This window comes from Neobacillus cucumis (assembly GCF_002860255.1).
Taxonomy (GTDB): Bacteria; Bacillota; Bacilli; order Bacillales; family Cytobacillaceae; genus Neobacillus; species Neobacillus cucumis_A.
Genome location: NZ_PGVE01000063.1, coordinates 14,730 through 38,378, shown reverse-complemented (window position 1 = coordinate 38,378; position 23,649 = coordinate 14,730). Strand labels below are relative to the sequence as shown.

The window sequence follows — 23,649 nt, the reverse complement described above, 5'->3', positions numbered from 1 at the left end:
TTCAAAAAATTATAATAATGGAGTGAGACTTTTAAAGCTTCAGAGGGGGAAATAGAATGATAAAAGGACTCTATGAAGCACATCTACCGGTTAGTGATTTACAACAATCGATTTTCTTTTATCAAAAGTTAGGTCTGAAGTTATATAAACAATATGATAAGGTTGCTTTCTTTTGGATTGAAGAAGGCAAGAGTTGGATTGGGTTGTGGGAAGGACCTGAAGCAGAGATACCTTATCATCCATCCTTACGGCATATTGCTTTTTATGTCGAATTAGAAGATATGAAAAAAGCCAAGTCCTGGCTGGAGGGGCGTGGGATTGAGGTAAGGGCAGAATTTGGAATACAGCCATTAGAACCGATAGTAGTCCCCAACCAAGCACATGCGATGATTTTCTTTGATGACCCTGATGGGAATCGTTTAGAATTTATAACGAGACTGCCAAAGGAAATGAATTCTATAGAAAAGATTTATTTAAGTGAATGGGAGAAATTAAATTTATAATTTCTTAACATAATAAAAGCTCCTAGTTATCTAAATTTAAAAGGGGGAAAAAGAAATGGTTCAACGTCCAAAAGCAAGTGAATTTCCAGAGTATTATGTACCGTATGTAAATTTAGTTCCAGAGGGTGACTTGTTGGAGATTTTGAAAGAGCAATTAGAGAAAACCACAGAACTTTTTGAGAGCTTGTCTGAAGAAAACGCTCTGCACCGCTATGACCCTGGGAAGTGGAGTATTAAAGAAGTCCTTGGCCACATGACTGACACAGAAAGGATTATGAGCTACCGCCTGCTGCGAGTTGGGCGCGGTGATCAGACACCTTTAGCTGGCTTTAACGAAAACGACTATATAGCTGAATCAAACTTTGATGAGCTTTCGAATAAACAACTTCTTGAAGACTTTACCGCGGTACGAAAAGCTACCTCTACGCTCATCAACAATATGCCAAAACAGGCCTGGGAGAAAATCGGGATTGCCAACAACAGCGAAACCACCACCCGTGCCCTAGCCTACATCATAGCCGGTCATGCAATCCACCACCTAAAAATAATAAACGAACGCTATCTATAGTAATAATGGTGTCAGGCACCATTACATAATTTCACATTGGCATAATAGGGGAAACTATTTTTGGTTTCCTTTTTATATTGCGAACGTTTGTTCTTTGTCTTATAATTGGAATATCGGTAATACTAGGAAATGGGATTCATGGGGTTGGTTATTGGCGAGGTGATATTCGCTTAATAACTCTTTGTTTCTTTGTATTATCGTGTATTAAACGATAGACATTTATAACCTTAAGGAGCTGAAGTTTTTATGACATTACGTCTGATTCCGTATTTAGTGATGGATGGGAACGCAAAAGAAGCAATTGAATTTTATCAGAAGGCCTTGGATGCCCAGGTTTTATTCACCCAATCATTTGGTGAAATGCCGGAGAACCCTGAATTTCCTTTACCTGCAGAGGCAAAAGACCTTGTTAGTCACGCAACGATTAAAGTTGGCGAGACAGAAGTAATGTTCTCAGATAACTTTCCTGGCGCACCACATCAGAGTGGAAATCAGGTAACCATTTGTATCTCTACTGATGATGCGGAACAGGCTCGAAAGTTCTTTGAAGCATTAAGTGATGGCGGTCATGTGGGGATGCCTCTTCAAGAGACCTTCTTCAGCCCAGCATACGGCAATCTGACGGATAAATTCGGTGTAAATTTCCAGATTTTCACTGAAGGCAGACAATAACTTACTTCCCTAACTTCCCGAAACGCTTTATTCAGCTTCTGGTTATCCATACATAAGGGAAGGAAACAAAAACAAAAACACCGGCATTGCGTGCATTAACATTATGCCGCAAAGCCGGTTTTTCTTTTTATAGAAAAGAGCATTTAACGCTAGGATAGTTTGGACCGGTTTATAAGTGAACTTTTGCCTCTACCCCAAAGTGGTCAGATACAACCATTTTATTAAGATTATTAAAGATTACTTTCGAAAATTCTACCTGTACAGGCTTACTGGTTAGGATTAGGTCAATTCTCAGGTCTTGCTTATTATTGCTCCAACCTGCAATTTTCCCTTTAACAGTAACTCCTTCATCTTTTTCCTCAGCCAAATGATATGTATCATGAAGGCCATGACTTAACAAATACTCATAACCCTCTCCCTGTAGTGAGGTATCGTTGTTAAAATCCCCCATTAGAAAGAAATGCTCATCCCAGTTCATCCGCTGGAGCAGTTTGTCCGCCTGAGCTTTAAAAGGTTCGGTTTCATCATACCACCAGCCCATATGGCAAGAATAAAAAGTATAAGGTGTTCCCTCGTACTTAATCGTTGCTCCGATAATTCTTCTAGTTTTCCAGTTAACAGCATATTCTTCACTTTGCGAGACAAAAAAGGATTGCTGCTGAATGATAGGATGTTTGGTTAGGATGGCTACACCTTCTTCATAGGTTCTATTCTTGATATAATGAGTCAATTCCCACACCATTGAATATTCGTTGCTGCCACGTTTGTTTAGTTCCTGCAACAATATGTATCCGTAATTGTTTTTCTTAACTTTCCCATCCACAACCACTTCAGCTATTGCTTGACTAACCTCTTGCAAGGTGATGACATCATAGGAATTTTCGATGATGGTTTCCGCCAAATGCGCAATCTTATCAAGCTGATGTTCCTCTTGCCAAGAATGGCAATTTAATGTTAAGAGTTTCATATTCACCATACCCCGCTGTAGTTTAACATAGTGAGTATTTTATCATACTAGTTTGTCGTAATAAAAACAAAGAGCCTCCAACATACGTATGTTGTTAATATCACTTATGGTGACAGGCACCAAAAATACCCCCAACACAGGGTAATGTGTTAGGGGTAGAAGTTTTTTCCATTTATTGCAAAATTCCAACCCGCTTACGCCTAGCCTAACTTGGTGCGGGCAGGGGCTGGCTGGTATTTTCTCATTGGGCCTTTTTCGAGAACTTCTTGGAGATAGAGGTTACCTTTTGGGCTCGTCTTCTTTAGCAGGTCCATTAAATATGTAATATCATCAAGCGCTCTATGTGTTTGGTAATCTGTGATATTATGGGCCTGTAAAAGTGTAAGTAGTTTTCCATTTGGAAATCCATAGTTCTTCCAAGGGATATTTCTCATCGTGCAATACCATTTTAAATCATTGACTTCAGGATACATATGGTAGAGGAAACTACGGTCAAAAGAAGCGTTATGAGCAAACACTGCATCTGCACGGTGAAAATAAGTTTTAATTTTCACATCATAAAAGCTCTTCCCTTTTACTAAATCATAAGGAATCCCGTGAACTCGAAAGGCCGTATCATAATTATTCCTGGCTGTACTAGAAATTGGCTCGCGTAAGAAAGAATCCTCTTCAATAATCTCAATGATTTCGCCTGTTTCCTTCTGATAAGTGAATAATTTGAGGGCTAGTTCAATCACTTCATCTTTAATTGGTCCCAAACCGGTCGTCTCGACGTCCAATAATAATCCATATTGTTCCGATCTTTGCATACTGATCATTCCTTAAAATAAAGTTATCCCCATTATATCAAAGCTCTTGTTATTAAAACACAGCCATTCTTTGGATAAAAAATAGAAAAAAAAAGACATTCTCCAGAGCAGAATGCCACATTTTATTCTTATTCTTCGACTATAGCTAATTTCTCTTTTTCAATAATATCCTTTACCACATCTTCAATCGTCACACTGCCAAGAGCCTTTTCCAATGCATTTTGAGCAATTGAAAATAACGGGACGATTGCCTCTTGAATATTTCTTCCGACGAGACAAGCAGGATTTGGGTGTTCGTGGATACTAAATAATTCATCTTCTTTTACCACATCAACAGCTTTATAAACATCTAATAATGTAATTTCAGATAGGTCTTTGGCCAATTCTGCACCTGCAACCCCTGGGCGGACATTGACCAAGCCTGCTCCCTTTAGCATCCCCATAATTTTTCTAATAACCGCTGGGTTCGTGTTTACACTTCCTGCTAAAAACTCGGATGTGCTTACACCACCTTTATTGACCTCAATCAAAGTTAATATATGAATGCCAACAGCAAATCGACTGCTTATAGACATTTTATCAGTCACCTTCCTCACTAAAATGTCTTTTCAAAATGTAATTAATATAATTACAAGTATATTATACCTTAAAAATGGTGTATCAAACAAAAAGCAACTACAAACACCCGATGACGTATTAGGCTTTCTCCATTCCCTTTAGAAATGCTTGAATAATAATTGTCAGGCTATCGTCCAAATCCAAATTCATCTTAAAACCGCCTTTTAGCTCTAAAGCAGAAAAGCCGTGCAATATACTGCGTAAGCCCCTGACAGTATGAAAAGCCCGCTCTCCCTCTAATTGATATGCCTGTAAGACACGGACGGTAAGATCAACAATTTTTCCCCCTGCTCGTTGTACATCCATATCTTCCGGATTTGGTGCGATAAGGGTTGCCTCATAAAGACCTGGATGTATTCTGGAAAAATTAACATAGGCCATACTCATAGCAAGAACAGCTTCCGTTCCCTCTTTCCCTTTAGCAGCATCCGACAGATTCTCATATAATTGGTTAATCGCATGGATTGCAAGTTTTTTTCTTAATCCTGGCAATCCATCAAAATGATTATACAAGGAAGGAGGACGAATCCCTAATTTCTTCGCAAGGTTAGCTAGTGTAACTTCGGCCATTCCCTGCTGGTCTGCAATGTCCCCTGCAGCCTCTAGTATGGTGGACAACTCAAGTCCAACTTTTGGTCTTGGTGACATGTATTTTACTCCCTCTATCCGATTTTTCGCTTAAAATCTTCCACTGCTTTTTCCATTACTTCGATAGGATTCTCTATCATTTCTCCGTGGCCAACCGCCAGCAGCTTAGGTTCATAACTTAACATTTTTCTTGCACTAGCTAACGCGGTGTTCCTACTCCAAGTACCGAACGCAGGGAATGGGAACCATGGCTTCAAATCCCCAGCTACAGCAATGCCGCCTCTTGTTTGAAAGGCATCACCGGCAATAAGAGCTTTGGTCCGCAAATCAAGAAATGACATGGAACCAGGTGTATGCCCCGGTGTTTCAATAGCGGTTAATGAACCTACTAAATCGCCTTCTTTGAGTAGAACGTTCGCCCGGGTTTTTAATGTTTTCGGGACTCCCCCTTTTATCGGTGTTTGATCTTCATGAGGCTCAAGTGAGCGGTCATTATTCATTAGTCTGTAATCACGGGTAGAGATATAAACAGGTACCTCGGGCAGCTCTGCTTTGAGAGTATCAAGCGCTCCCACATGATCCTCATGAGCATGTGTCAGAACAATCTTGGTAATCGGTTTTCCAATCGTTCTAGCTGCCTTTAAAATACCCGTTGCACAGAATCCAAGGGCAGCATCAATTAATGTTAATCCATCGTCTTCTTCAACCAAATAGCAGTTTACCGGAAACACACGGGCCATAAATGTCACTTGATAAACATACCCTTTTTTAATTAATCTCACTTTCCCCTATCCCCTTTTAACTAATATCGTTAGTTTTATTTTAACTAATACCGTTAGTTAAATCAATGGAAATTTCCATTTTTTTCAATAAAAAAAGCACCTCCTGCTTCTTTGGGGTGGAGACGCTTGTTAGATCACATTTCAATGGGAATTAATTGGTTTGTTAATAGCTATTATCCTCATTTAATTCTTGTTTGTTTATGTACCAATTTGTAACTTGTGTAAGAATGGCATAGATAAAAAAGAAATTCATTGCCCAGACATTGATAAATGGTGAAAGGCCGCCAAATTCAATAGTCTCATAGCCTTTTAGTTTCATTACGATCATTGCTTCGATGAAAATGAGTACAAAACCAATTACTCCAGCAACCGCTGCTTTTAACATTAGCCAACCCCTCCAATTTTTTATCCTATTTAAACACTTCGAATAATAATTTCGACAATTTTGTGAACACTGTTAATACTATTATATGGCATTTTCCCATAAACACAACTACTCAAAAGTAAAAAAGGTGCCTGACACCGTAAGGGTGTCAAGCACTTTTTTTACCTTGGAAACTACCTAAATTGAAACAGGCGTTTTTATCTTGGACCTGGCTGATAAGTGCCATGTCCGTGGTGATACCCATGACCTGGATAGTAGGTGCCATGACCATGATGATAACCGTAACCCGGATAATAACCGCCGTGGCCGTGATGGTATCCGTGACCTGGATAATAGCCGCCGTGGCCGTGATGGTATCCATGGCCCGGATATCCTGGAGGAGGATAATATCCGCCATGACCATGTTGATAACCTTGACCTGGATGATAACCGCCCTGGCCGTGATGATATGGTTGACCCGGAGTTCCATATTGTCTTTCCATTCCCAAAACCTCCTTTATAACTGGCTGTATACAGTGTATGTCTACATATCAAAATCGGCATAGATAATAGCCCATTTCCCTCCGAACATGTTAAAAGTAAACCGTCCTAATCAATCTGTAATCTTCACAACTTCCACATAACTTCCCCCTATTTTCTTCACAAGTTTCTACTATTATTGAAATAACTTAATTAAGAAATAAGTTCAAAGAGCTCATTTCTTAAAACTTCCCATTTTGGATTGGTGCCGGCACCAATCTATTTTTTTGCCCAAAAAGAAAAGGACTACACGATGGCAGTCCTTATCTTTCAAATCCTATAAAAAATTCTTACTTATTGTCTCATTAAAAAGTCATGAATTTGGTCCATATGATGCTTATCATGATCAATAAAATCCGAGAAATATTCTTTCAAGGTTAATCGGGTCCTACCGAAAATAAATTGTTCAGCAAATTTTTCGGCAGGAATACTCTCCACTTGTGAAACAAGTTCATTTCTTTTTGCCATACATTTCTCAATCAAGTCAAATTTGCTTATTCCTGAACGTGCATACTGTGATGCTTTTGCATTGATCGTTTCTACATCCACCTGAACCTCAAGGAACTCTTCACCATGGATTATTGCGGGTAATCGATAGTTCAATAAAAACTGGTCCCATGATATGAAATGTGAAATAACATCTGCTATTCCCCAGCTGCCTTCACTGAAACAGCTAAACCAGACTTCATCCGTTAACTCTTTTAGTGATTCACACCAAACCACTAATTTCAAATTTTCTTCAATTATGTGCTGCTTATCCATCTTTTTCTCTCCGCCTTTTGAATTGTAAATTTACCAGATCAATTCCTACTTAACAGTTCGAATATCTGAGAATGGATAAATCACAAATTCACTTTTCCCAATTATTTCGGATTGCTTAATAAAGCCTAACCCATTTCGGCTATCCATACTCTTTAGACGGTTATCCCCCATGACAAAATAATTTGCAGCTGGAACAACAATCGGTCCAAAGTCACCTGTTAATTTACTACCAATACTTTTGGCTTCCTTTCGGTTTTCTGATAGATAGGCCTCTTTGTAAGGCTCCCCATTAATTAACAGCTGATCATCTTTCATTTCAATTGTGTCACCTGGCTTACCGATAACCCTTTTCACATAGTTTTCAGTCGATCCTTTAATAATAACAATGTCCCCTCTAGTGAATTGGGAAGAATAGTATACTTTGTTTACAAAGATTTTCTCTTGATTATGTAGAGTGGGCTCCATTGATGCCCCTTCCACGATATAAGGGGAAAATAAAAATGTTCGGATCAATGCGGCCATTCCCGCAGCAATCACTAAAGATTTACCCCATCCTACGAACTCCTTCTTAGAATTAGAGCTTACCATCAATATACAACACCCTTCACTGTTAAATCTGATCAGTCCGGACAACATGAGATGTATCAAACTCAACAAACAAATCGCTGCCATAACTTAATCCATTCGTAATAATAATATTCTACAACCAACCGTTAAGACCTCTAACCCGACCAAATAAATCCCAAAGGGTGCCTGTCACCATTTCTACTTTCTGCATACACAAAAAGAGTCAGCCATCGCGATGGCTGACTCTTTTTGTTTTATTGTACTCCTACTTGGTTCCAGGCTGAGGCAACGGCATTGTACTGGGTGCTGCCTGTGCCGTATAAATCTGCAGCGGCTGCAAGCAAGGATGCCCGAGCATCACTGAAGTTACTTTGCGGGTTTAAATATACGGTAAGAGCACGATAGTAGATTTTCTCGGCAACAGACATACCTAAACTAGACATAGTTAGATAGGCGGCTTTGTTAGGAATTCCACTATTCGTATGGACCCCGCCATTATCAGAAGTCGTATAGACATAATTGTTCATATTATCAGGCTGCCCATAGAGTGGTGGGTTTGACAGACTTCGGAGTGCATCACCTGATTTATTTGGTGTATACACATCTTCACCAACCAAATAATCTCCTTTATCAAGGAAGACCCCAAACGTATCGGAAATGGACTCATTCAGTGCCCCAGATTGATCTACGTAATCCAACCCTGCAGTTCTTTCCGTAACAGCATGAGTTAATTCATGGGCAACTACATCTAAAGCGCCTGATAAAGGAATAAAGGTTACTCCATCACCATCCCCATATACCATTTGCGACCCATTCCAGAAAGCATTATTGTAATTACGGCTATAGTGGACCGTCGAACGAATCGTCGCACCGTTGTTATCAAAACTATTCCGATTAAACGTATTTTTGTAATAGTCATAGACCTTACCTGCATAGTAATTCGCATCAACATCGGCGCCTTGTGATACAGCATTAAATTTATTATCAGCGTCGACTGAGTAATTACCTGGTAAAACAGACCGGCTTTGTGCCGTTCTAGTTTCAATAACACCTGACATCGGCTTCGTTACATCATATAGATAGTAAGTTCCGTTTGAATAATAGGTATTAAGAGTTTTATAGTCTCCTAATACACCATAACCAGAACCTGTAGTAGCACCGTCAGCAACAGCATTATAGGAATCTAACACATTTCCATTTACCGCATCAACATATACTACCCAATTTGCGCCATATGGCTGGATAAATTGAAGGTTGATTTTATAGGCAAGATAAAAATCATTTGCTTTTTTATAAACGACTAATTCTGCCTTTTCAACCGTATCCTCGAATTTTGAACCTGTAGGCCCTGCCTCTGCATTTGTCAGTGTATCCGTTTTCGATAAATGGATAGATTCCCAGGCTTTAGTAAGTGCCTGCTCCTTAGAAAGCTGAGCTTTCAGGTTCCCCTTAAAATAGGAGGATGCCGCTGGAAAAACATCTCCATTAATAGCTGTAATGATCCCATTCTTATCAGTATGCACCTTGAATTTTGCCCCATCGACAGGAATCCCCTGAACTGATTGAATAAAATTATAATGCTTACTGCCCAGCTCATCGGTTTGAACGTCAAGTAGAGTTAAGTCTTTATCGGTATCTAGTTGATATAGTTGTTTATTTTCTTTTAAAAATTGCTTTATGGATGCTTGGTCTTTATAAGCCTTAGTAGATAGTTTACCGTGCACGAAGGAGGGAACGGTTTGCCCCTTTTTCCAAGTTACCTTGGCATCTTTGCCAAACTGGCTTGCATCCTTTGTAACCGTCACATTATACGGAATAGTATTGGCGGCAGCCGTAATCGGAAGCACTGACCCAACCGTTAATCCTAATGCTAGCATGATAGATGTTCTCTTCTTCATCTTTTCCCAGCCTCCTAATGATCTATTTGTTTTGTTGCAAAAACATCATATCATGGTCTAACCATCCGCATAATTGGGAAAAAAGTGATGAAAAAAAGGGATCTTACCTATTGTTTTTAAAAAAACTATTAAAAATCCCAACACTTCTATTTACTAGTGTTGGGAAAATTAAAAGATTCTATCTTGTAAATACAGCAAAAAGAAAATACTGGTAAATCATGGTGTGAGAATTCTTCCGATCCTTCGAATTAAAATAAACACACCCTTTTATTAAGAATTTTTCTTTTTCGTAAATAATATCTTTTCCATGCCTTTATTTATTAAATAATTTCCTACTAAAAAGATCGCAATACAAATCATAACAGACCATAATCCTAATCTGCTTAAATATATATTTCCAATAAAAATAATCAACAGCAGCCATCCGCATTTAAAAAACCAATAGAGGAAGTACATGAACTCCATCCTTTCGGAAATGCTTTATCTCTATCTTCCTTGATATTCCTTAAATTTACAATCAAATGGTTCCAAAACTTCCCCCGTTTTTTTATTATTCACAACCAATTCTTACGACTGCATGTAAAATTGGTCCTAATTCTCATAAAATCATACATCAGTGCCGCCTTCCTGCCCTTATCCGTATTCAGATTCATTATTGGACGGAGACACTCCATGAATTCTGTATCACATTGGCAAGGTGAAATGCCTTGACTAAGGCAGTAATCATGTTTCTGGCAGCAAGCGTCAACATCATTTATTGGTGCACCTGGTCCGCTGCAGCCCGGTCCACACCACTTATACCCAGGAAAAATACACAAAGAAAATGGATTCCTTCTCCTCTTATATTGCATCATTACACCTCCCTAATCTCTTTCTATTAGGATATGAAAATTAGATTTGGATGAAATAGCCAAAATCCCTATTCAGTTAGTAGGAAAATAAATAACTTTTCTATTTTCAGATAATAATTTATTTGATATAACTAACATAACAACGAACATACCTAAAAAAACATTAAAAGTACCGCAGTTTCATATTATTTTTCCCAATTTTTCCCTCATAAGTTGTATCAAAAGAGCAAATAAATGGAAAAATAGTACTATACATAGAGGGGTAGATCCATTTGGTACTTATTCGCCTGCTTAAGGCCGTTCTACATAAAAAATTAATTATCTATCTGCTAATTGCTCTGATTCCATCTGTAGCAGTCAGTATGACCCGAGCCCATCACAAAGTGAGGGTAGTGGATAGTGAATACCAACTGAAGGCACAAAAGTACGCTAACTTTCATGCCATAAATATTGAGAAGTTTGTCGGAGAGACAGTCGGACGATTAGAAATGCTCTCCACCTCCATCAATGTTCAGCACAATAATTTAAATGATATTGGAAAAATACTCCGAGAAACTAGGGGAAAAGACCCGCGCTTTTCTGGTTTTTATTGGGCTACTACAAAAGGAGACATTGTAATAGATACAAACCAAATCACGAGCCCAGTTAATGTTAGTGACCGCCCTTACTTTCAACAGGCACTACATACAGGACAAACCAGTATATCAGAAGCTCATTATGGAAGGGTAACAGGCAGGTATATTATCTCGATTGCAACTCCAATCGTAGAAAATAGCAAGGTAAAAGGAGTATTCGTTGCCAGTTTGCGAATGGATGAAATAAAAAAAGAAATAACTAGGGTAGTAAATGGTGAACGAATCTTGATAAAAGATGAGACTGGAAAACCATTGATTCAAACTGGTCCCATTACAAAGAATTACGACGTAAAATCCGTAATAAACGTTTCTAGAGTGCCCTGGTCGATTACAGCTTTTGTGGACCCTAATACCAAAAAAGTATTCTGGAATAGCTTTTTCACCAATCTCATTATTTTCTTAACCATTTTAAGTATTCTATTTTTATTACTACAATACCTTATTTTAAAAAGAAAACTCCAAAAGGAGAAGGAACAAACAGAGCGGCACAAATTAGAGCTGATTGGCAATCTCGCTGCCAGTACAGCGCATGAAATTAGAAATCCACTTACAGGTATTAAGGGTTTGGTTAAACTATTAAGCGAAGAAAACAAGGACGAGAAAGCACAAACCTATTTCAAAGTCATCCAATCAGAAATAGACCGGATCAATTCTATTGTCAGTGAACTACTTATCCTTGGTAAACCAACTGCCAACATATTCAAGATTTGTGATGCAAATGAAATTGTTTCTGAAATTGCACCTATTATCTCATCCGAAGCTAATTATACAGATGTGGATGTATCCTTTAACTTTCATCCGGAAAAGCTCCCTGTATCTTGTGTGAAAGATCAATTAAAGCAAGTGATTCTTAACCTAACGAAAAATGCTTTACAGGCGATGCCTTATGGAGGTAAATTAGCAGTTCGTTTAGACAAACAATCAGACAGCTGTCGGATAACGGTTACCGATAACGGTATTGGTATGAGTAAGGATCAAATTTCACAGGCCTTTAATCCGTTTTATACCTTAAAAAAAGATGGTTCTGGCCTTGGTTTAACTGTTTGCAAACGAATCATTGATTCCTACGGAGGAAAGATTAATATTGCAAGTACTCCTAATCAAGGGACACAAGTCGAAATTGTGCTGCCATTAGCATCACAATCATAGGTTACTTTATGATCAAAACAAACGCTCAGAGCTAAATGTTCTGAGCGTTTGTTTGTGAACTATTTTGGTCTTTCAATTTCAAATATCTCTCCGATTTTCGCGTAATTATTACCTGCCAAACGGCTTACCGCTGCCAGCCCTTGAGGGTCAATTTTTCCACTTTCATATATATCATTTTTAATATGATATTGAACAATCCTTCCAATGATTAAATCACACCCTGGGGAATCCAAACCTCCCACTTCCAATGAATGCTCTAATAAACACTCCATTCTAATTTTGGCTTCTTTTACCCCAGGTGTGGAGATCTTTAGGCTTTCTACTGGAGTAAGTTGTGCTAATTCTATTTCGCTCTCATCCGGAGGCAGGCTGGCAGCTGTTTTATTGACTTGCTCAACATTTTGTTCATCAACAATATGAACGACAAATTCTTTAGAGTTAATAATATTACTCGCTGTATCCTTTTGTCTCCCTCCCGAGCGTTGAATAGCTAAGGATATCATCGGTGGATTGGCCGATACAATATTAAAGTAACTAAACGGTGCCCCATTTAAAACCCCCTCTTTCGACTGAGATGTCACGAAAGCAATGGGTCTAGGTATAATACTTCCTATTAAAAACTTATAATTTTCTCGTTCGGTACTTTTAGATGGGTCTATAGAAATCATGTTTAATTCCTCTCCTCACTAAATGGTCTATTGTAAAAAAACTTACTATTATTACAGTATTTCCTAATTCTGAATATAATTAAAACAAATTTAGACACTATACAAATAAGCGGCCAGAAATGGCAGCTAGCACTATATATTATATTATTGGCGGGGGCTTATTTTATATAATAATATTGAAACATATATAAAATATGGTAAATTGGTAGAAAAGATGTGTGGAAATGAGATGAACATTTATGATTGAAAACTTCCCTTTATTCATGTCCTCTTTCAATCAAGAAAGAACCATTAGGGTATACCTCCCAGAGAGCTATTCTAACCAAACGAAAGACTATCCAGTTTTATATATGCAAGATGGGCAAAATGTCTTTGAAGATGATCATGCGATTAAAGGTGTTTCCTTGGGTTTGAAAGATTACTTAAACCGGAGCGGGCTTGAGATTATTGTTGTTGCGATTGACTTAAATCCGGAGGGAGAAGAGCGCGTTAACGAATATTGCCCTTGGGTGAATGGCAAGATTAGTGAAGAGATTTTGGGTTTTGCGAGCCCTACAGGCGGAAGAGGCGAAGAATACCTTAATTTTATCGTCACTGAATTGAAGCCAACGATTGATAAAAAATACTGGACACGAAAAGACCATACATCCATTGCCGGAATCTCTTTAGGCGGCTTAATTTCAACATATGCGGCCTGCCGTTACCCTAAAATTTTTAAACGAGTCGCTGCGATTTCTCCTGGTTACTATCGAAACCAAGAGGAAATCGAGAATCTGTTAAAAATCTCAGACCTCACTTCCATAGAAAAGTTTTATTTAGACTTTGGAACCACAGAGGTTGGTGCTGATGAAAAGATGAACAAGTTTTTACTTAATTTAACCAATAGAGTAGTAGATATTTTACATACCAAAACCCCTAACCTGCATTTTGAGCTGATTGAAAAAGCCGAACATGCTTATCCGTTTTTTCAAAAAAGGGTAACTGGAATGCTATCATACCTATATTCTGACCTATAGAAAAAAGGTGTCTGTACGAGGTAAAGACACCTTCTTTTCTTTAATCGTTAAACCTAGCTAGTATATATACCTATATTGAATAATCCTCCGGGACAAACACCTTCAACTGCTTTGGCTTTATATACACATCTTCACCCGTTTTAAGATCAAGACTCCGAAAATATTCCTTCGTTATTTCTGCCTCTAAAAAATCGCCTGTATCCTTTCGAATAAGTTCAACTTGGACTACTGCCCCAATCTGATGGATATAACTGATTTTTGCCGCAGCGTAATCCTGCCTATATTCCCGTTTGATACTAATATCATGAGGTCTTGCATAACCAACTGCATCAGTACTTACCGTCTCATCAAATTCGGGAGCCTCTACCTCGAACTCTCCATGCTGCAACTTCCCATTATGCAAGCGCCCCTTAAATAGATTCACATTCCCTAAGAAGTGATAAACAAAAGGGCTGTTCGGATGTTCGTAAACTTCCTCCGGCGTGCCAATCTGCTCTATCTTCCCCTCGTTCATCACTACAATCCGGTCCGCCACATCAAGTGCTTCCTCCTGATCATGGGTTACAAAGATGCTCGTAATCTGGTAATCATCATGCAGCCTTCTTAGCCAGCGGCGCAGGTCTTTTCGTACCTTCGCATCCAAAGCTCCAAATGGTTCATCCAATAAAAGAACCTTTGGTTCTACGGCTAAAGCTCGTGCAAGGGCTACCCGCTGCCGCTGTCCTCCTGATAAATGGGATGGATAGCGATGGGCAAAGGCCTCGAGTTTGACCAGTTTTAATAATTCATAAACCTTTTCTTTTATCTCACTTTTAGTGGGGCGGTTTTTCCGCGGACGGACCTTTAAACCATAAGCAATATTATCAAAAACCGTCATGTGGCGAAATAAGGCATAATGTTGGAAAACGAAGCCCACCTTTCGCTCTTTTGCACTTAACAGAGTGATATCTTCATCACCAAACAAAATGACTCCCTGACTTGCCTCTTCCAGCCCTGCGATAATCCTTAAAAGCGAGGTCTTCCCTGATCCGGAGGGGCCAAGGAGCGCAACCAGTTCTCCGGTTTGAATATCTAAATTGATACGTTCCAAGGCTTGAAAGCTTCCAAACGATTTAGAGATATTTTGAATTTGAATGCTCATATTATGCCTCCTCCTTTTCAGATCCGAAAGACTTATGTGTTTTCCATTCAATGACATTTTTAACAACTAAGGTAATTATGGCGAACAGTGACATTAAAGATGCAACGGCAAAAGCTGCCGAGAATTGATATTCATTGTATAAAATTTCAATATGAAGCGGCATGGTATTAGTCATACCCCGAATATGACCAGAAACAACCGACACGGCACCGAATTCACCAATCGCACGGGCTGTACATAAAATGACTCCGTATAAAAGACCCCATTTAATATTCGGCAAAGTGACCAGCCAAAATGTCTTCCAGCCGCTTGCACCAAGCGTCATGGAAGCTTCTTCATCTGAGGTCCCTTGTGTCTGCATTAATGGGATTAACTCTCTTGCAACAAATGGCAAGGTAATTAACAAAGTGGCCATCACAATGCCAGGAACGGCAAAGATAATCTTGATATTATGCTCCTGAAGCCATGGACCAAATAATCCATGACTGCTGAATAATAAAACAAATACAAGTCCTGCAATAACGGGTGAAATCGCAAACGGCAGATCAATAATCGTGATTAACAGACTTTTACCCTTAAATTTAAACTTAGTAATTACCCAGGCAGCCGCAACACCAAAAATCGCATTAAGCGGAACGGCAATTAGAGCCACGATCAAGGTTAATTTGATGGCAGCTACTGCATCTGGACTGCTGATTGCTTCAAAAAATACCTCACTGCCTTTATCAAAGGCTTTGATAAAAATGGCTGCTAGCGGTAAAACAAGAAACAATCCTAAAAATCCAATGGCTAAAGTAATTAATAAAAAGCGAACCCAGCGCGGTTCAGCCTCCTTTTTCGATTGCTGCAGCTGTGGACTTGAGAATTGCAAAGAAACATGTCCAGACATTTTCTACACCCCATTATTAAATAAATTTTCGATTGGTCCACCATTGTAAAAGGTTAATGACTAAAAGCATGAAAAAGGAAAAAACAAGCATGACGGCAGCGATGGCCGTAGCCCCTGCATAGTCATATTGTTCAAGCTTCGTCATTATTAACAGAGGGGTTATTTCTGTTTTCATCGGCATATTTCCAGCAATAAACACCACAGATCCATATTCACCGAGCGACCTGGCAAAGGCTAATGCAAAGCCCGTCAGAGCGGCAGGAAGCAATTCAGGGAAGACGACTTTAACAAAGGTCTGAAGCCGATTTGCCCCTAAGCTGGCGGATGCCTCTTCCACTTCTTTATCCACGTTCTGTAAAACTGGCTGTACCGTTCGTACCACAAAGGGTAAACCGATAAACATTAAGGCGACTGTTATCCCAAGCGATGTAAATGCCACTTTAAAACTTAAGAATTGCCCAACCCAGCCATTTGGTGTATACAAGGTAGTTAAGGCAATCCCTGCAATTGCTGTTGGTAAGGCAAATGGCAAATCAACAAGGCCATCAATGATACGCCTGCCCGGAAATCTGTAGCGTACAAGTACCCATGCGATTAAGACTCCAAAAATAACATTAATCGCTGCCGCCATTAAAGAGGCACCGATACTTAACTTATAGGATGCAACCACTCTTGGCTCCGAAATGGTCTGCCAAATTTTCTCCCAAGGGGCAGTTGCCGAATTGATAAAAATCATCGATAAAGGTAAGATGACGAGAATGCTAATGTAGGTCATCGTAAACCCTAGCGATAGTCCGAATCCAGGCAATACGCCTGTTCTCTTTTTAAAAAGACCCATGAGGTTGACCCCTTCCGATTTAGATACATAGGGAGCACGAATGCTCCCTATTCTAGAAGATAAGAAAGTATAAAATTTGCTTTGAGAAATATCATGTCCAGATCCAGGCGCCATCGGCTCACGGTCACAAGCCGATAACCGAGCACCTTGCGCTCTTCTTATTTAGGCTGATAGATTTGATCGAATGTCCCTCCATCATTAAAATGTTTTTCTTGCGCCTTTTTCCAGCCGCCAAAATAATCATCAATGGTGACCATCTTAATTTCCGGGAAGACATTCGCATATTTTTTCAAGATTTCTTCGTTACGCGGGCGGTAGTAATTCTTCGCAATAATTTCCTGCCCTTTATCAGAGTATAGATACTTCAGATAGGCCTCAGCTACTTCTCTCGTACCCTTTTTATCTACTACTTTATCAACGACAGCTACAGGCGGTTCTGCAAGAATACTAAGTGACGGATTCACAACTTCAAACTTATCTTTACCTAATTCATTTAGAGTTAAGTATGCTTCATTTTCCCAAGCAATCAACACATCACCAATGCCGCGTTCAACAAAGGTGGTGGTAGCTCCGCGTGCACCTGAATCTAACACTTCCACATTTTTATATAATTGGCTCATACAGTTTTTGATTTTCTTTTCATCGCCGCCGAATTTTTCCTGTGCATAGGCCCAAGCCGCTAAGTAATTCCATCTTGCCCCGCCAGACGTTTTCGGGTTAGGAGTTATAACGGATACTCCTTTTTTCGTTAAATCATCCCAATCTTTTATTCCTTTTGGATTCCCTTTTCTCACTAGGAAAACAATTGTAGACGTATAAGGAGTAGAATTATCTTCTAGTTTCTTTTGCCAATCTGTAGGAAGTAATTGTCCTTTGTCAGCAATTTCATCGATATCATACGCTAACGCCAAGGTCACAACATCAGCTTCTAATCCATCAATAACTGCACGACCCTGTTTTCCTGAACCGCCATGTGACTGCTGAACCGTCACCTGCTGGCCGGTTTTCTTTTCCCAATATTGAGCGAATTCCTTATTATATTGTTCATATAGCTCTCTTGTTGGATCGTACGATACGTTTAATAACTGTACAGGATCTTTCTTTTTCGTTGTTTCCTGGCTTGCATTATTCTCTTTTTTCGTAGATGTTTGGGAACTTGATTTTTCCGTACTGCTGCAGCCTGCTAAAACAAGCGTCAGTAACGTTAGTACCAGTGTTATTTTGTATATATATTTTTTCATACCATTTTCCCCCTTTTAGTAAATAAAAAAGCTGCCTAATTTTCAGCACACTTAAGAATGAATCCGCCATGAAGTAGAGGCAGCAAAGTCCTTAAGCTATGTAAAATTAAGCAGCCTTCAGTTGACTGATCGGCTAGTCTTATACTCTTTGATTTTTTGCAGAAGATCGTCTTAATTCAAAACGAGTTTTTTCCGTCCTATCAATTTGCGTGATAGCTCCATCATGAATGGTTATCGTAAGAGAACCATACTCGATATTCTTCAATGCTTCTAAAATCACCTTAGTTCTTTCTTGATCCACCAATGCCATTGTTCCACTCTCCTTTTAATTTATTAATATCACATCAGAATACTTGGTTTTATAGATAAAAAATTTTAAGGTTCGATTAGACTGACTACAATGTGGACTACACTTACTAATAGGATAAGCCACTCACAAACACTCCTTTCTATTAAAAAAGGCTTATACCCCCATTCATTGAGTGGGGAGTATAAGCCTTTGGTGGTCCAATCAGCTTTACCTTATTTGTTTGTATTTAAATATGGGCTTGAATTAGTTTTATTTTATTCTGACTTTTCCGAGGTGTCAAGTAGGTTTTAAAAATATTTTAATAATTTATTAAATTTTTAGATTTCTCATTTCAAATATTTTTATCAAAGGTAAGTAGATAGGCTTTTACAATAATGCCATCATTGGCAGGTTCAAAGTCATATTGTGGGATATGTTTAAAACCAAGCCGTTCGTATAATCTCCTAGCATCTTTCATGAATTCTCCAGTATGCAAACCAATCGACCCGCAGCCTTTTGCTTTGGCTCTGTCGATGCATTCCATAATTAACGCCGTTGCAATCCCTTTTCCCTGGGCTTCGGAGGCAACAGCGAGCATGCGAATTTCAGGATATTCCACCCGTTCAACCTTTCCTTCATAGGCATCCGTCTTAGGTGGATATAAAACCACACTGCCTACAATATTTCCGTCTAATTCTGCCACGATTCGTTCTATATCCGGGTTTGTATCCGTATCTGATGTGATAGCCTTTTTTAGAGCATTCCAGTGGTCTTTAGGAATCAGTTTGGCATGGACTTGATATGCAAGCAGTCTTTGTTCTCGAATCAATGACAATTCTTCTACTACAGCATTACGAATGATCATCTTCCCATATACTCCTATTCTTCTTTCTCACATTTTAATAAAAATTTTTCTGGCTTGTTACTTAAAGTCTGACGGTTATGCGGAGAATTTAGTCCTGAAAGATCGGGTCCTTTGGGTAAAATATGATAACTTTTTTGATCATTGCTAGCGATATGATTGGATAAGTGATAATGCCTTTTAATCGCATCAAAATCAGTGGTATCTCCAAAACCAGGTGTTTGATATAAATCCCTTAAATATCCCCATAAATTTGGAAAATCAACGATTCGATTTCGATTGGCCTTAAAGGCGGAGTAATAGGCAGCATCAAAACGAATGAGCGTAGCATACAGCCTGACATCTGCATCAGTAATATAATCGCCAAATAAGAATCGTTGTTTAGAGAGCCGTTCGTCTATTTCATCTAATCTTGCAAATAAGGTATCATAGGCCTGTTCATATGCTTCTTGTGACTGAGCGAATCCGCACTTATAAACTCCATTATTTACTTCCTGGAAAATGACATCATTCAACCGGTCAATCTCCTCTCGTAAATGTTCAGGATATAAATCCGGGGCATTTTTACGATGAAACGGTGCCCAAGCCGTTTCAAGATAATTAGTTAGCTTAAAATAATCATTATTGACAACTTTTTTCTCCTTAATATCGACGATAACGGGGACTGTGGGCCGGCCCTCGTAATCAGGGTCCGTATTTAAGTAAATTTCACTCATATAGCGAATTCCCAGTACAGGGTCAACACCATCCTTGTCTAACGAAAATTCCCAATCTACATGTGGCAATTTTGGTCTCATCGGACTTGCCGTTCCTAGACTGATGACTTCTTCCAATCCAAGCAGGCTCCGTACAATGACAGACCGATGGGCCCAGGGGCAGACCGCAGACCATAACAGCCGGTATCTCCCAGACTCTATTGGCAGTTCCCCCTCATCGTGTCCAAATGGGGTTGTAAATCTATTTTTTTGACGGTTAAAAGAGCCATCAGCCTTTATTTCTTTTACATTTTCCGACATTATCTACACCCTCTCCTATTCTTAAACTTAATTCATTTTAGAGGTTACTACTTTTTCTAGTCAACAAAAATAACTAATTATACATAATTTTTAGAAATTTTTTAAGTTTCCTGCCAAATAAAAAAGCTCTTGCGCTTCGCAAGAGCCTTATGAAGATTTTTGAATGGATCGTCTATATTTAAATTGTCTCCATTGATAATGAATAAAGCAGCCGATACAAAAGCCAAGAATAGCTACAAATGCTGCTGCCGCAACTAAAATCGTAAAGATATATCCCAATGCATTCCATCCCGCCAAGAAGCTTATAAAACCTATTGCCAAACACAAGACGGCAATTTTTTGATTAAATTGCTGCTGATCCCAATCTTCAGGAATATAAGCCTTAGGCTCCTTCTTTAAAAATATTTTGGCAAACTGCATAATCGGATTAAATCCAAAAAATAGTCCACTTAAACCAGAAAGAAGCGGTATTAATAAAAGCCACTCTATACCAGATGCCCAGGTTAATACCACACTTAGCACAATAACCCACTGGTTTGTTTTTACAAGAGGACGTGGAATAGAACGTATATTGTTAGCCATCTGAAAAACCTACCTTTCACATTGGAATTGTATGCTTAATGTTAATATAGTGTACCTTAAATATAATTTTTTGTATAGTTAAATGCCTTAATGACTTTATTATTTCCTAAATAAAAAAGGCTATTTTCGCATTGATTGTTGTTTTTCGTAAAAGTTCATCGGCTCGTATAACTATATGCATCGTGGCATCTTTTCGTAAGAACATTTGCGAAAATTGCCCTGAAGCTTAGTAAGTATCCCTTTACATGGTCCAAAAAGCAACAATGTTACGAAAAGAGCCTAAAAAAAGAAAGGCTGGCGAAGTTTTAACTTTGCCAAACCTTTCTGAATTAAAAGGGTTTTAATATCATAAGAGAGATGATGACGATGAAAATGATATTTTCAACGTCTTCAAAACGAAATAAAATTCTAGATAAACGCCAGTACTCTTCTGGAATCTCCTCGCCTTGATGTGCAGCCAACAAGGCTTTTACGGGTTTAGATCTTGGAGATAAGACCAGAGGTCCGATTGCAAGCGCAGCTAAAAAAAGAATCAGACTTGTCACATACCATCCCATTCGAAAAAGACTCGGATTTAAAAAACCCATTATTAAACCCGTAACTAAAAGCAGCGTACCGCCGACCATTACAAAAATATGAAGCTTATGTCTGAGCCTATAAGAATGTCGCAATTCCGTCATATTATTTCCTGATTTAACAACAGTTGTTAAAATAAATCCCGGTCCCATGCCAATAATGGCAGAAAAAATATGAATAAACACGACGATTTTGTAGAATGTAGTCACTATGTAACCCCCATTATCAGTTCCATACCCCTATTCTACCATATTTTCAATTAAAGTCTGACCTGCAAAATTTATCTGTTAAATAAGCGCCGAACCGCTTCTTCCAATTCCCTCACTAAAGGAAAGGAGTTTTGATACTGTAAACTTTCAACTATCTGGGTATAGTACCATTCCTGCTTTTCTTTGCCAGCATTAAACTTACTCCAGATTGCCTCTCCCACCTGTTCATAATCGTTCTTAATAGAACGAACATTATGTAGTTTGTCAGCACATGCCACTGCGCGGATTTCCATAGGTGCATCCTTCAAATATTCGATCGTATGTGTTTTACGCTCCTCCCATGAAAGTGATTTATCCGGTTCGGAGCAGCCATCCACAATTCTAGCAATCTCAAGGCCAAATTCGCGATGTATATCATTTAATGATATCTCAGTGTCTTCCACTGTATCATGAAGGATTCCCGCTGCAATAAAGGATTCGTCATATCCTGCCTTCATTAAAATCATTCCCACAGCTACCGGATGCACAATATAAGGAATATCGCTTCCCTTTCTTTGCTGCTTCGAATGTGCTTTCGCTGCCATTTGCAATGCTTTTTCAATAATATCCATTTGTATTGCCTCCTTTTCACCATCTGATTTTACGAAAGAGAAAAGTAAAAGGAGCTCGGATGGCCAAGCTCCCTTTACTTTTAAGCTATGCTTCTTCACTTTTTTCCATTACTGCAGGCCCCTTGAATAATGGAACTAGAAAAAGTACCCCAACAATAAAAAGCAAGGCTGTTGATTCATAAATCGATACAAGAGAAAATGTCTTTTTCAGCCAGCCGCTTGTTGTCATTGTAATAACCATGCACCCCATGAAAATTGGGTTTAATATGCCATTTACCCGGCCTATAAAGGCTGCATCGGTATTTTTTAGGATCATTGTGTTGATTCCAATATGGATACACGGCATAAACAATCCACTAATGAATTGAGCGGTTAGAGTCAACCAAAACAAATCAGAAAGACCCATTACCATAAACCCTAGCGCACTAACTCCCATACCAATCGCAAGCAATATCTGCGGCGGAGTCTTTTTCGCCATACCTACGGTAAGACCACCGCCTAGAATCATACCGATTCCAAATGCCGCCATTAGCCATTGCAGCTGTTCTTTTGGCAAACCAAGCTTTTCAGTAATAAGAAAAACAGCTAACGGCTGCGTAAGACCTAACCCCAGGCCAGCTGCAGCAAAACATCCCCCAAGCAACGTTAATGCCCGGCTCTGCCATACATAACTGAAACCTGCTTTCATTTCCTGTAGTACTGTCGTTTCTTCAGCTTTTTCCTCTAATTCAAGATCTCTCGGGAGAAAGAATAAGATTCCGGCCGAGAGTAAAAAGGCTATACCCATAACCCCAATCGCTACATTAATCCCAAAATGCTGATATACAAACGTACCTAGTACAGGACCAATAATCATAAACAAAGCAAAGATCGTTTGGTAAATCGACATCCCCATTTGAATGAGTTCTTCTTTAACATGAATTTTAAATAGCTTCATTCCCGCCGGCTGTGAAAACTGCGATAAAATAGATGATACAAGCGTGGCAAAAAAGATTACCTTCCACCCGCCAAAGAAGAGTGCAAGAAGTACCACAAAAATAGATACAGCACTCAAAAAATCACACCAAACCATTGTCAGTTTCGGTTTCCAGCGGTCAGCAAAGGTCCCTCCGATAAAAGAAAATAGAAAAATAGGGGCAAACTCTGCTACCGAAATTAGCGAAACAGCAACAGGATCCTCATGTGTTTTTTCTACCACGTATAACAGAATGGAATAATTTCGCACCCAAACTCCAATTTGCAGGAAAAACGTGGAGAGAAGTAACGTTTGGATGACTTTATTTCGAAATAAAGCTCCCATCGTCACATTTGACTTTACATTTGTTTGTTCCATTAAAAAACCTCCTGTTCCAACATCTGGACAGGAGGCAATACAGGACACAAAACGGCAAAGAAATCCGTTTAGCTTCACTATATCATAAAAAAGCCCGTACTAATC

General features: G+C 39.0%; 28 protein-coding genes. 5 read left to right on the top strand and 23 right to left on the bottom strand.

The annotated features are described in order from the left end of the window. Positions 1–56: 56 nt before the first annotated feature. The 3 genes from CVD27_RS15790 to CVD27_RS15780 all read left to right on the top strand — a co-directional run bounded on the left by CVD27_RS15790 (position 57) and on the right by CVD27_RS15780 (position 1,743). Positions 57–503, top strand: coding sequence for a VOC family protein (locus CVD27_RS15790; protein WP_101648861.1), 447 nt, complete (start codon positions 57–59; stop codon positions 501–503). A 55-nt stretch (positions 504–558) separates the two neighbouring features. Next, positions 559–1,071 (top strand): DinB family protein, encoded by a 513-nt coding sequence (locus CVD27_RS15785; protein WP_101648860.1) that lies wholly within the window; start codon positions 559–561, stop codon positions 1,069–1,071. A gap of 246 nt (positions 1,072–1,317) precedes the next feature. Further along, entirely contained in the window at positions 1,318–1,743 is a 426-nt protein-coding gene (locus CVD27_RS15780) for a VOC family protein (protein ID WP_101648859.1), read from the top strand. A 169-nt stretch (positions 1,744–1,912) separates the two neighbouring features. Here the strand turns inward: CVD27_RS15780 and CVD27_RS15775 are convergent, their stop codons facing one another. From CVD27_RS15775 to CVD27_RS28520, 11 genes are all read right to left on the bottom strand, one after another. Next, on the bottom strand, positions 1,913–2,710 hold the full coding sequence (locus CVD27_RS15775; RefSeq protein WP_101648858.1) for an endonuclease/exonuclease/phosphatase family protein: 798 nt from the start codon (positions 2,708–2,710) through the stop codon (positions 1,913–1,915). Between the two features lie 200 nt (positions 2,711–2,910). Next, on the bottom strand, positions 2,911–3,519 hold the full coding sequence (locus CVD27_RS15770; protein ID WP_101648857.1) for an exonuclease domain-containing protein: 609 nt from the start codon (positions 3,517–3,519) through the stop codon (positions 2,911–2,913). Positions 3,520–3,647: 128 nt separating this feature from the next. Continuing rightward, complete coding sequence (locus CVD27_RS15765) at positions 3,648–4,094, bottom strand: Rrf2 family transcriptional regulator (protein ID WP_101648856.1); 447 nt, start codon at positions 4,092–4,094, stop codon at positions 3,648–3,650. 121 nt (positions 4,095–4,215) lie between these two features. Continuing rightward, a complete protein-coding gene (locus CVD27_RS15760; RefSeq protein WP_101648855.1) occupies positions 4,216–4,785 on the bottom strand; it encodes a TetR/AcrR family transcriptional regulator in 570 nt (189 codons plus the stop codon). 14 nt (positions 4,786–4,799) lie between these two features. Continuing rightward, positions 4,800–5,507: an MBL fold metallo-hydrolase gene (locus CVD27_RS15755; protein WP_101648854.1), complete on the bottom strand. Its 708-nt coding sequence runs from the start codon at positions 5,505–5,507 to the stop codon at positions 4,800–4,802. A 163-nt stretch (positions 5,508–5,670) separates the two neighbouring features. Then, complete coding sequence (locus CVD27_RS15750; RefSeq protein WP_101648853.1) at positions 5,671–5,892, bottom strand: hypothetical protein; 222 nt, start codon at positions 5,890–5,892, stop codon at positions 5,671–5,673. Between the two features lie 197 nt (positions 5,893–6,089). Then, positions 6,090–6,374: a hypothetical protein gene (locus CVD27_RS15745; RefSeq protein WP_101648852.1), complete on the bottom strand. Its 285-nt coding sequence runs from the start codon at positions 6,372–6,374 to the stop codon at positions 6,090–6,092. Positions 6,375–6,705: 331 nt separating this feature from the next. Then, positions 6,706–7,173 (bottom strand): DinB family protein, encoded by a 468-nt coding sequence (locus tag CVD27_RS15740; RefSeq protein WP_101648851.1) that lies wholly within the window; start codon positions 7,171–7,173, stop codon positions 6,706–6,708. A 45-nt stretch (positions 7,174–7,218) separates the two neighbouring features. Next, positions 7,219–7,761, bottom strand: a complete 543-nt coding sequence (gene lepB, locus CVD27_RS15735; protein ID WP_101648850.1) for a signal peptidase I — start codon at positions 7,759–7,761, stop codon at positions 7,219–7,221. Between the two features lie 233 nt (positions 7,762–7,994). Beyond that, a complete protein-coding gene (locus CVD27_RS15730; protein ID WP_101648849.1) occupies positions 7,995–9,638 on the bottom strand; it encodes a M4 family metallopeptidase in 1,644 nt (547 codons plus the stop codon). A gap of 554 nt (positions 9,639–10,192) precedes the next feature. Continuing rightward, entirely contained in the window at positions 10,193–10,489 is a 297-nt protein-coding gene (locus tag CVD27_RS28520; protein WP_101648847.1) for a phospholipase, read from the bottom strand. A 272-nt stretch (positions 10,490–10,761) separates the two neighbouring features. On the opposite strand from CVD27_RS28520, the gene CVD27_RS15715 reads away from it, so the two are divergent. Beyond that, positions 10,762–12,273, top strand: coding sequence for an ATP-binding protein (locus tag CVD27_RS15715; RefSeq protein WP_101648846.1), 1,512 nt, complete (start codon positions 10,762–10,764; stop codon positions 12,271–12,273). Positions 12,274–12,332: 59 nt separating this feature from the next. Here CVD27_RS15715 and CVD27_RS15710 read toward each other — a convergent pair whose 3' ends face one another. Next, positions 12,333–12,941, bottom strand: coding sequence for a flavin reductase family protein (locus tag CVD27_RS15710; RefSeq protein ID WP_101648845.1), 609 nt, complete (start codon positions 12,939–12,941; stop codon positions 12,333–12,335). A gap of 239 nt (positions 12,942–13,180) precedes the next feature. On the opposite strand from CVD27_RS15710, the gene CVD27_RS15705 reads away from it, so the two are divergent. Then, entirely contained in the window at positions 13,181–13,957 is a 777-nt protein-coding gene (locus CVD27_RS15705) for an alpha/beta hydrolase (protein WP_101648844.1), read from the top strand. 70 nt (positions 13,958–14,027) lie between these two features. Here CVD27_RS15705 and CVD27_RS15700 read toward each other — a convergent pair whose 3' ends face one another. The 11 genes from CVD27_RS15700 to CVD27_RS15650 all read right to left on the bottom strand — a co-directional run bounded on the left by CVD27_RS15700 (position 14,028) and on the right by CVD27_RS15650 (position 23,544). Beyond that, a complete protein-coding gene (locus CVD27_RS15700) occupies positions 14,028–15,098 on the bottom strand; it encodes a sulfate/molybdate ABC transporter ATP-binding protein (RefSeq protein WP_101648843.1) in 1,071 nt (356 codons plus the stop codon). A 1-nt stretch (position 15,099) separates the two neighbouring features. After that, positions 15,100–15,987 carry a sulfate ABC transporter permease subunit CysW gene (gene cysW, locus CVD27_RS15695; RefSeq protein WP_101648842.1) on the bottom strand — a complete coding sequence of 296 codons (888 nt, stop codon included), beginning with the start codon at positions 15,985–15,987 and terminating at the stop codon, positions 15,100–15,102. A gap of 16 nt (positions 15,988–16,003) precedes the next feature. Next, positions 16,004–16,825, bottom strand: coding sequence for a sulfate ABC transporter permease subunit CysT (gene cysT / locus CVD27_RS15690; protein WP_101648841.1), 822 nt, complete (start codon positions 16,823–16,825; stop codon positions 16,004–16,006). Between the two features lie 158 nt (positions 16,826–16,983). Next, complete coding sequence (locus CVD27_RS15685; RefSeq protein ID WP_101648840.1) at positions 16,984–18,066, bottom strand: sulfate ABC transporter substrate-binding protein; 1,083 nt, start codon at positions 18,064–18,066, stop codon at positions 16,984–16,986. A gap of 139 nt (positions 18,067–18,205) precedes the next feature. Next, positions 18,206–18,376 (bottom strand): YezD family protein, encoded by a 171-nt coding sequence (locus CVD27_RS15680; protein ID WP_180960312.1) that lies wholly within the window; start codon positions 18,374–18,376, stop codon positions 18,206–18,208. A 331-nt stretch (positions 18,377–18,707) separates the two neighbouring features. Further along, positions 18,708–19,220, bottom strand: a complete 513-nt coding sequence (locus tag CVD27_RS15675; RefSeq protein WP_101648839.1) for a GNAT family N-acetyltransferase — start codon at positions 19,218–19,220, stop codon at positions 18,708–18,710. 14 nt (positions 19,221–19,234) lie between these two features. After that, positions 19,235–20,233, bottom strand: coding sequence for a glutathione S-transferase family protein (locus CVD27_RS15670; protein WP_101648838.1), 999 nt, complete (start codon positions 20,231–20,233; stop codon positions 19,235–19,237). A 147-nt stretch (positions 20,234–20,380) separates the two neighbouring features. After that, positions 20,381–20,815 (bottom strand): DUF4395 domain-containing protein, encoded by a 435-nt coding sequence (locus CVD27_RS15665; RefSeq protein ID WP_101648837.1) that lies wholly within the window; start codon positions 20,813–20,815, stop codon positions 20,381–20,383. A gap of 329 nt (positions 20,816–21,144) precedes the next feature. Further along, the gene (locus tag CVD27_RS15660; RefSeq protein WP_101648836.1) at positions 21,145–21,600 is read right to left on the bottom strand and encodes a DUF2269 family protein; all 456 of its coding nucleotides are present in this window, start codon (positions 21,598–21,600) and stop codon (positions 21,145–21,147) included. Between the two features lie 71 nt (positions 21,601–21,671). Continuing rightward, positions 21,672–22,211: an HD domain-containing protein gene (locus CVD27_RS15655; RefSeq protein ID WP_101648835.1), complete on the bottom strand. Its 540-nt coding sequence runs from the start codon at positions 22,209–22,211 to the stop codon at positions 21,672–21,674. 85 nt (positions 22,212–22,296) lie between these two features. After that, positions 22,297–23,544 (bottom strand): MFS transporter, encoded by a 1,248-nt coding sequence (locus CVD27_RS15650; RefSeq protein WP_101648834.1) that lies wholly within the window; start codon positions 23,542–23,544, stop codon positions 22,297–22,299. Between the last annotated feature and the right edge of the window lie 105 nt (positions 23,545–23,649).

Bases quoted from the DNA above. Each gene is read 5' to 3' on its own strand.
- CVD27_RS15705 (WP_101648844.1), top strand. From the start codon at position 13,181: ATGATTGAAAACTTCCCTTTATTCATGTCCTCTTTCAATCAAGAAAGA.
- CVD27_RS15670 (WP_101648838.1), bottom strand. From the start codon at position 20,233: ATGTCGGAAAATGTAAAAGAAATAAAGGCTGATGGCTCTTTTAACCGT.
- CVD27_RS15745 (WP_101648852.1), bottom strand. From the start codon at position 6,374: ATGGAAAGACAATATGGAACTCCGGGTCAACCATATCATCACGGCCAG.
- CVD27_RS15740 (WP_101648851.1), bottom strand. From the start codon at position 7,173: ATGGATAAGCAGCACATAATTGAAGAAAATTTGAAATTAGTGGTTTGG.
- CVD27_RS15770 (WP_101648857.1), bottom strand. From the start codon at position 3,519: ATGCAAAGATCGGAACAATATGGATTATTATTGGACGTCGAGACGACC.
- cysT (WP_101648841.1), bottom strand. From the start codon at position 16,825: ATGGGTCTTTTTAAAAAGAGAACAGGCGTATTGCCTGGATTCGGACTA.
- CVD27_RS15685 (WP_101648840.1), bottom strand. From the start codon at position 18,066: ATGAAAAAATATATATACAAAATAACACTGGTACTAACGTTACTGACG.
- CVD27_RS15785 (WP_101648860.1), top strand. From the start codon at position 559: ATGGTTCAACGTCCAAAAGCAAGTGAATTTCCAGAGTATTATGTACCG.
- CVD27_RS15680 (WP_180960312.1), bottom strand. From the start codon at position 18,376: ATGGCATTGGTGGATCAAGAAAGAACTAAGGTGATTTTAGAAGCATTG.
- lepB (WP_101648850.1), bottom strand. From the start codon at position 7,761: ATGGTAAGCTCTAATTCTAAGAAGGAGTTCGTAGGATGGGGTAAATCT.
- cysW (WP_101648842.1), bottom strand. From the start codon at position 15,987: ATGTCTGGACATGTTTCTTTGCAATTCTCAAGTCCACAGCTGCAGCAA.
- CVD27_RS15780 (WP_101648859.1), top strand. From the start codon at position 1,318: ATGACATTACGTCTGATTCCGTATTTAGTGATGGATGGGAACGCAAAA.
- CVD27_RS15750 (WP_101648853.1), bottom strand. From the start codon at position 5,892: ATGTTAAAAGCAGCGGTTGCTGGAGTAATTGGTTTTGTACTCATTTTC.
- CVD27_RS15760 (WP_101648855.1), bottom strand. From the start codon at position 4,785: ATGTCACCAAGACCAAAAGTTGGACTTGAGTTGTCCACCATACTAGAG.
- CVD27_RS15700 (WP_101648843.1), bottom strand. From the start codon at position 15,098: ATGAGCATTCAAATTCAAAATATCTCTAAATCGTTTGGAAGCTTTCAA.
- CVD27_RS15730 (WP_101648849.1), bottom strand. From the start codon at position 9,638: ATGAAGAAGAGAACATCTATCATGCTAGCATTAGGATTAACGGTTGGG.
- CVD27_RS15710 (WP_101648845.1), bottom strand. From the start codon at position 12,941: ATGATTTCTATAGACCCATCTAAAAGTACCGAACGAGAAAATTATAAG.
- CVD27_RS15765 (WP_101648856.1), bottom strand. From the start codon at position 4,094: ATGTCTATAAGCAGTCGATTTGCTGTTGGCATTCATATATTAACTTTG.
- CVD27_RS15775 (WP_101648858.1), bottom strand. From the start codon at position 2,710: ATGAAACTCTTAACATTAAATTGCCATTCTTGGCAAGAGGAACATCAG.
- CVD27_RS15790 (WP_101648861.1), top strand. From the start codon at position 57: ATGATAAAAGGACTCTATGAAGCACATCTACCGGTTAGTGATTTACAA.
- CVD27_RS15650 (WP_101648834.1), bottom strand. From the start codon at position 23,544: ATGGAACAAACAAATGTAAAGTCAAATGTGACGATGGGAGCTTTATTT.
- CVD27_RS15665 (WP_101648837.1), bottom strand. From the start codon at position 20,815: ATGGCTAACAATATACGTTCTATTCCACGTCCTCTTGTAAAAACAAAC.
- CVD27_RS15655 (WP_101648835.1), bottom strand. From the start codon at position 22,211: ATGGATATTATTGAAAAAGCATTGCAAATGGCAGCGAAAGCACATTCG.
- CVD27_RS15675 (WP_101648839.1), bottom strand. From the start codon at position 19,220: ATGATCATTCGTAATGCTGTAGTAGAAGAATTGTCATTGATTCGAGAA.
- CVD27_RS28520 (WP_101648847.1), bottom strand. From the start codon at position 10,489: ATGCAATATAAGAGGAGAAGGAATCCATTTTCTTTGTGTATTTTTCCT.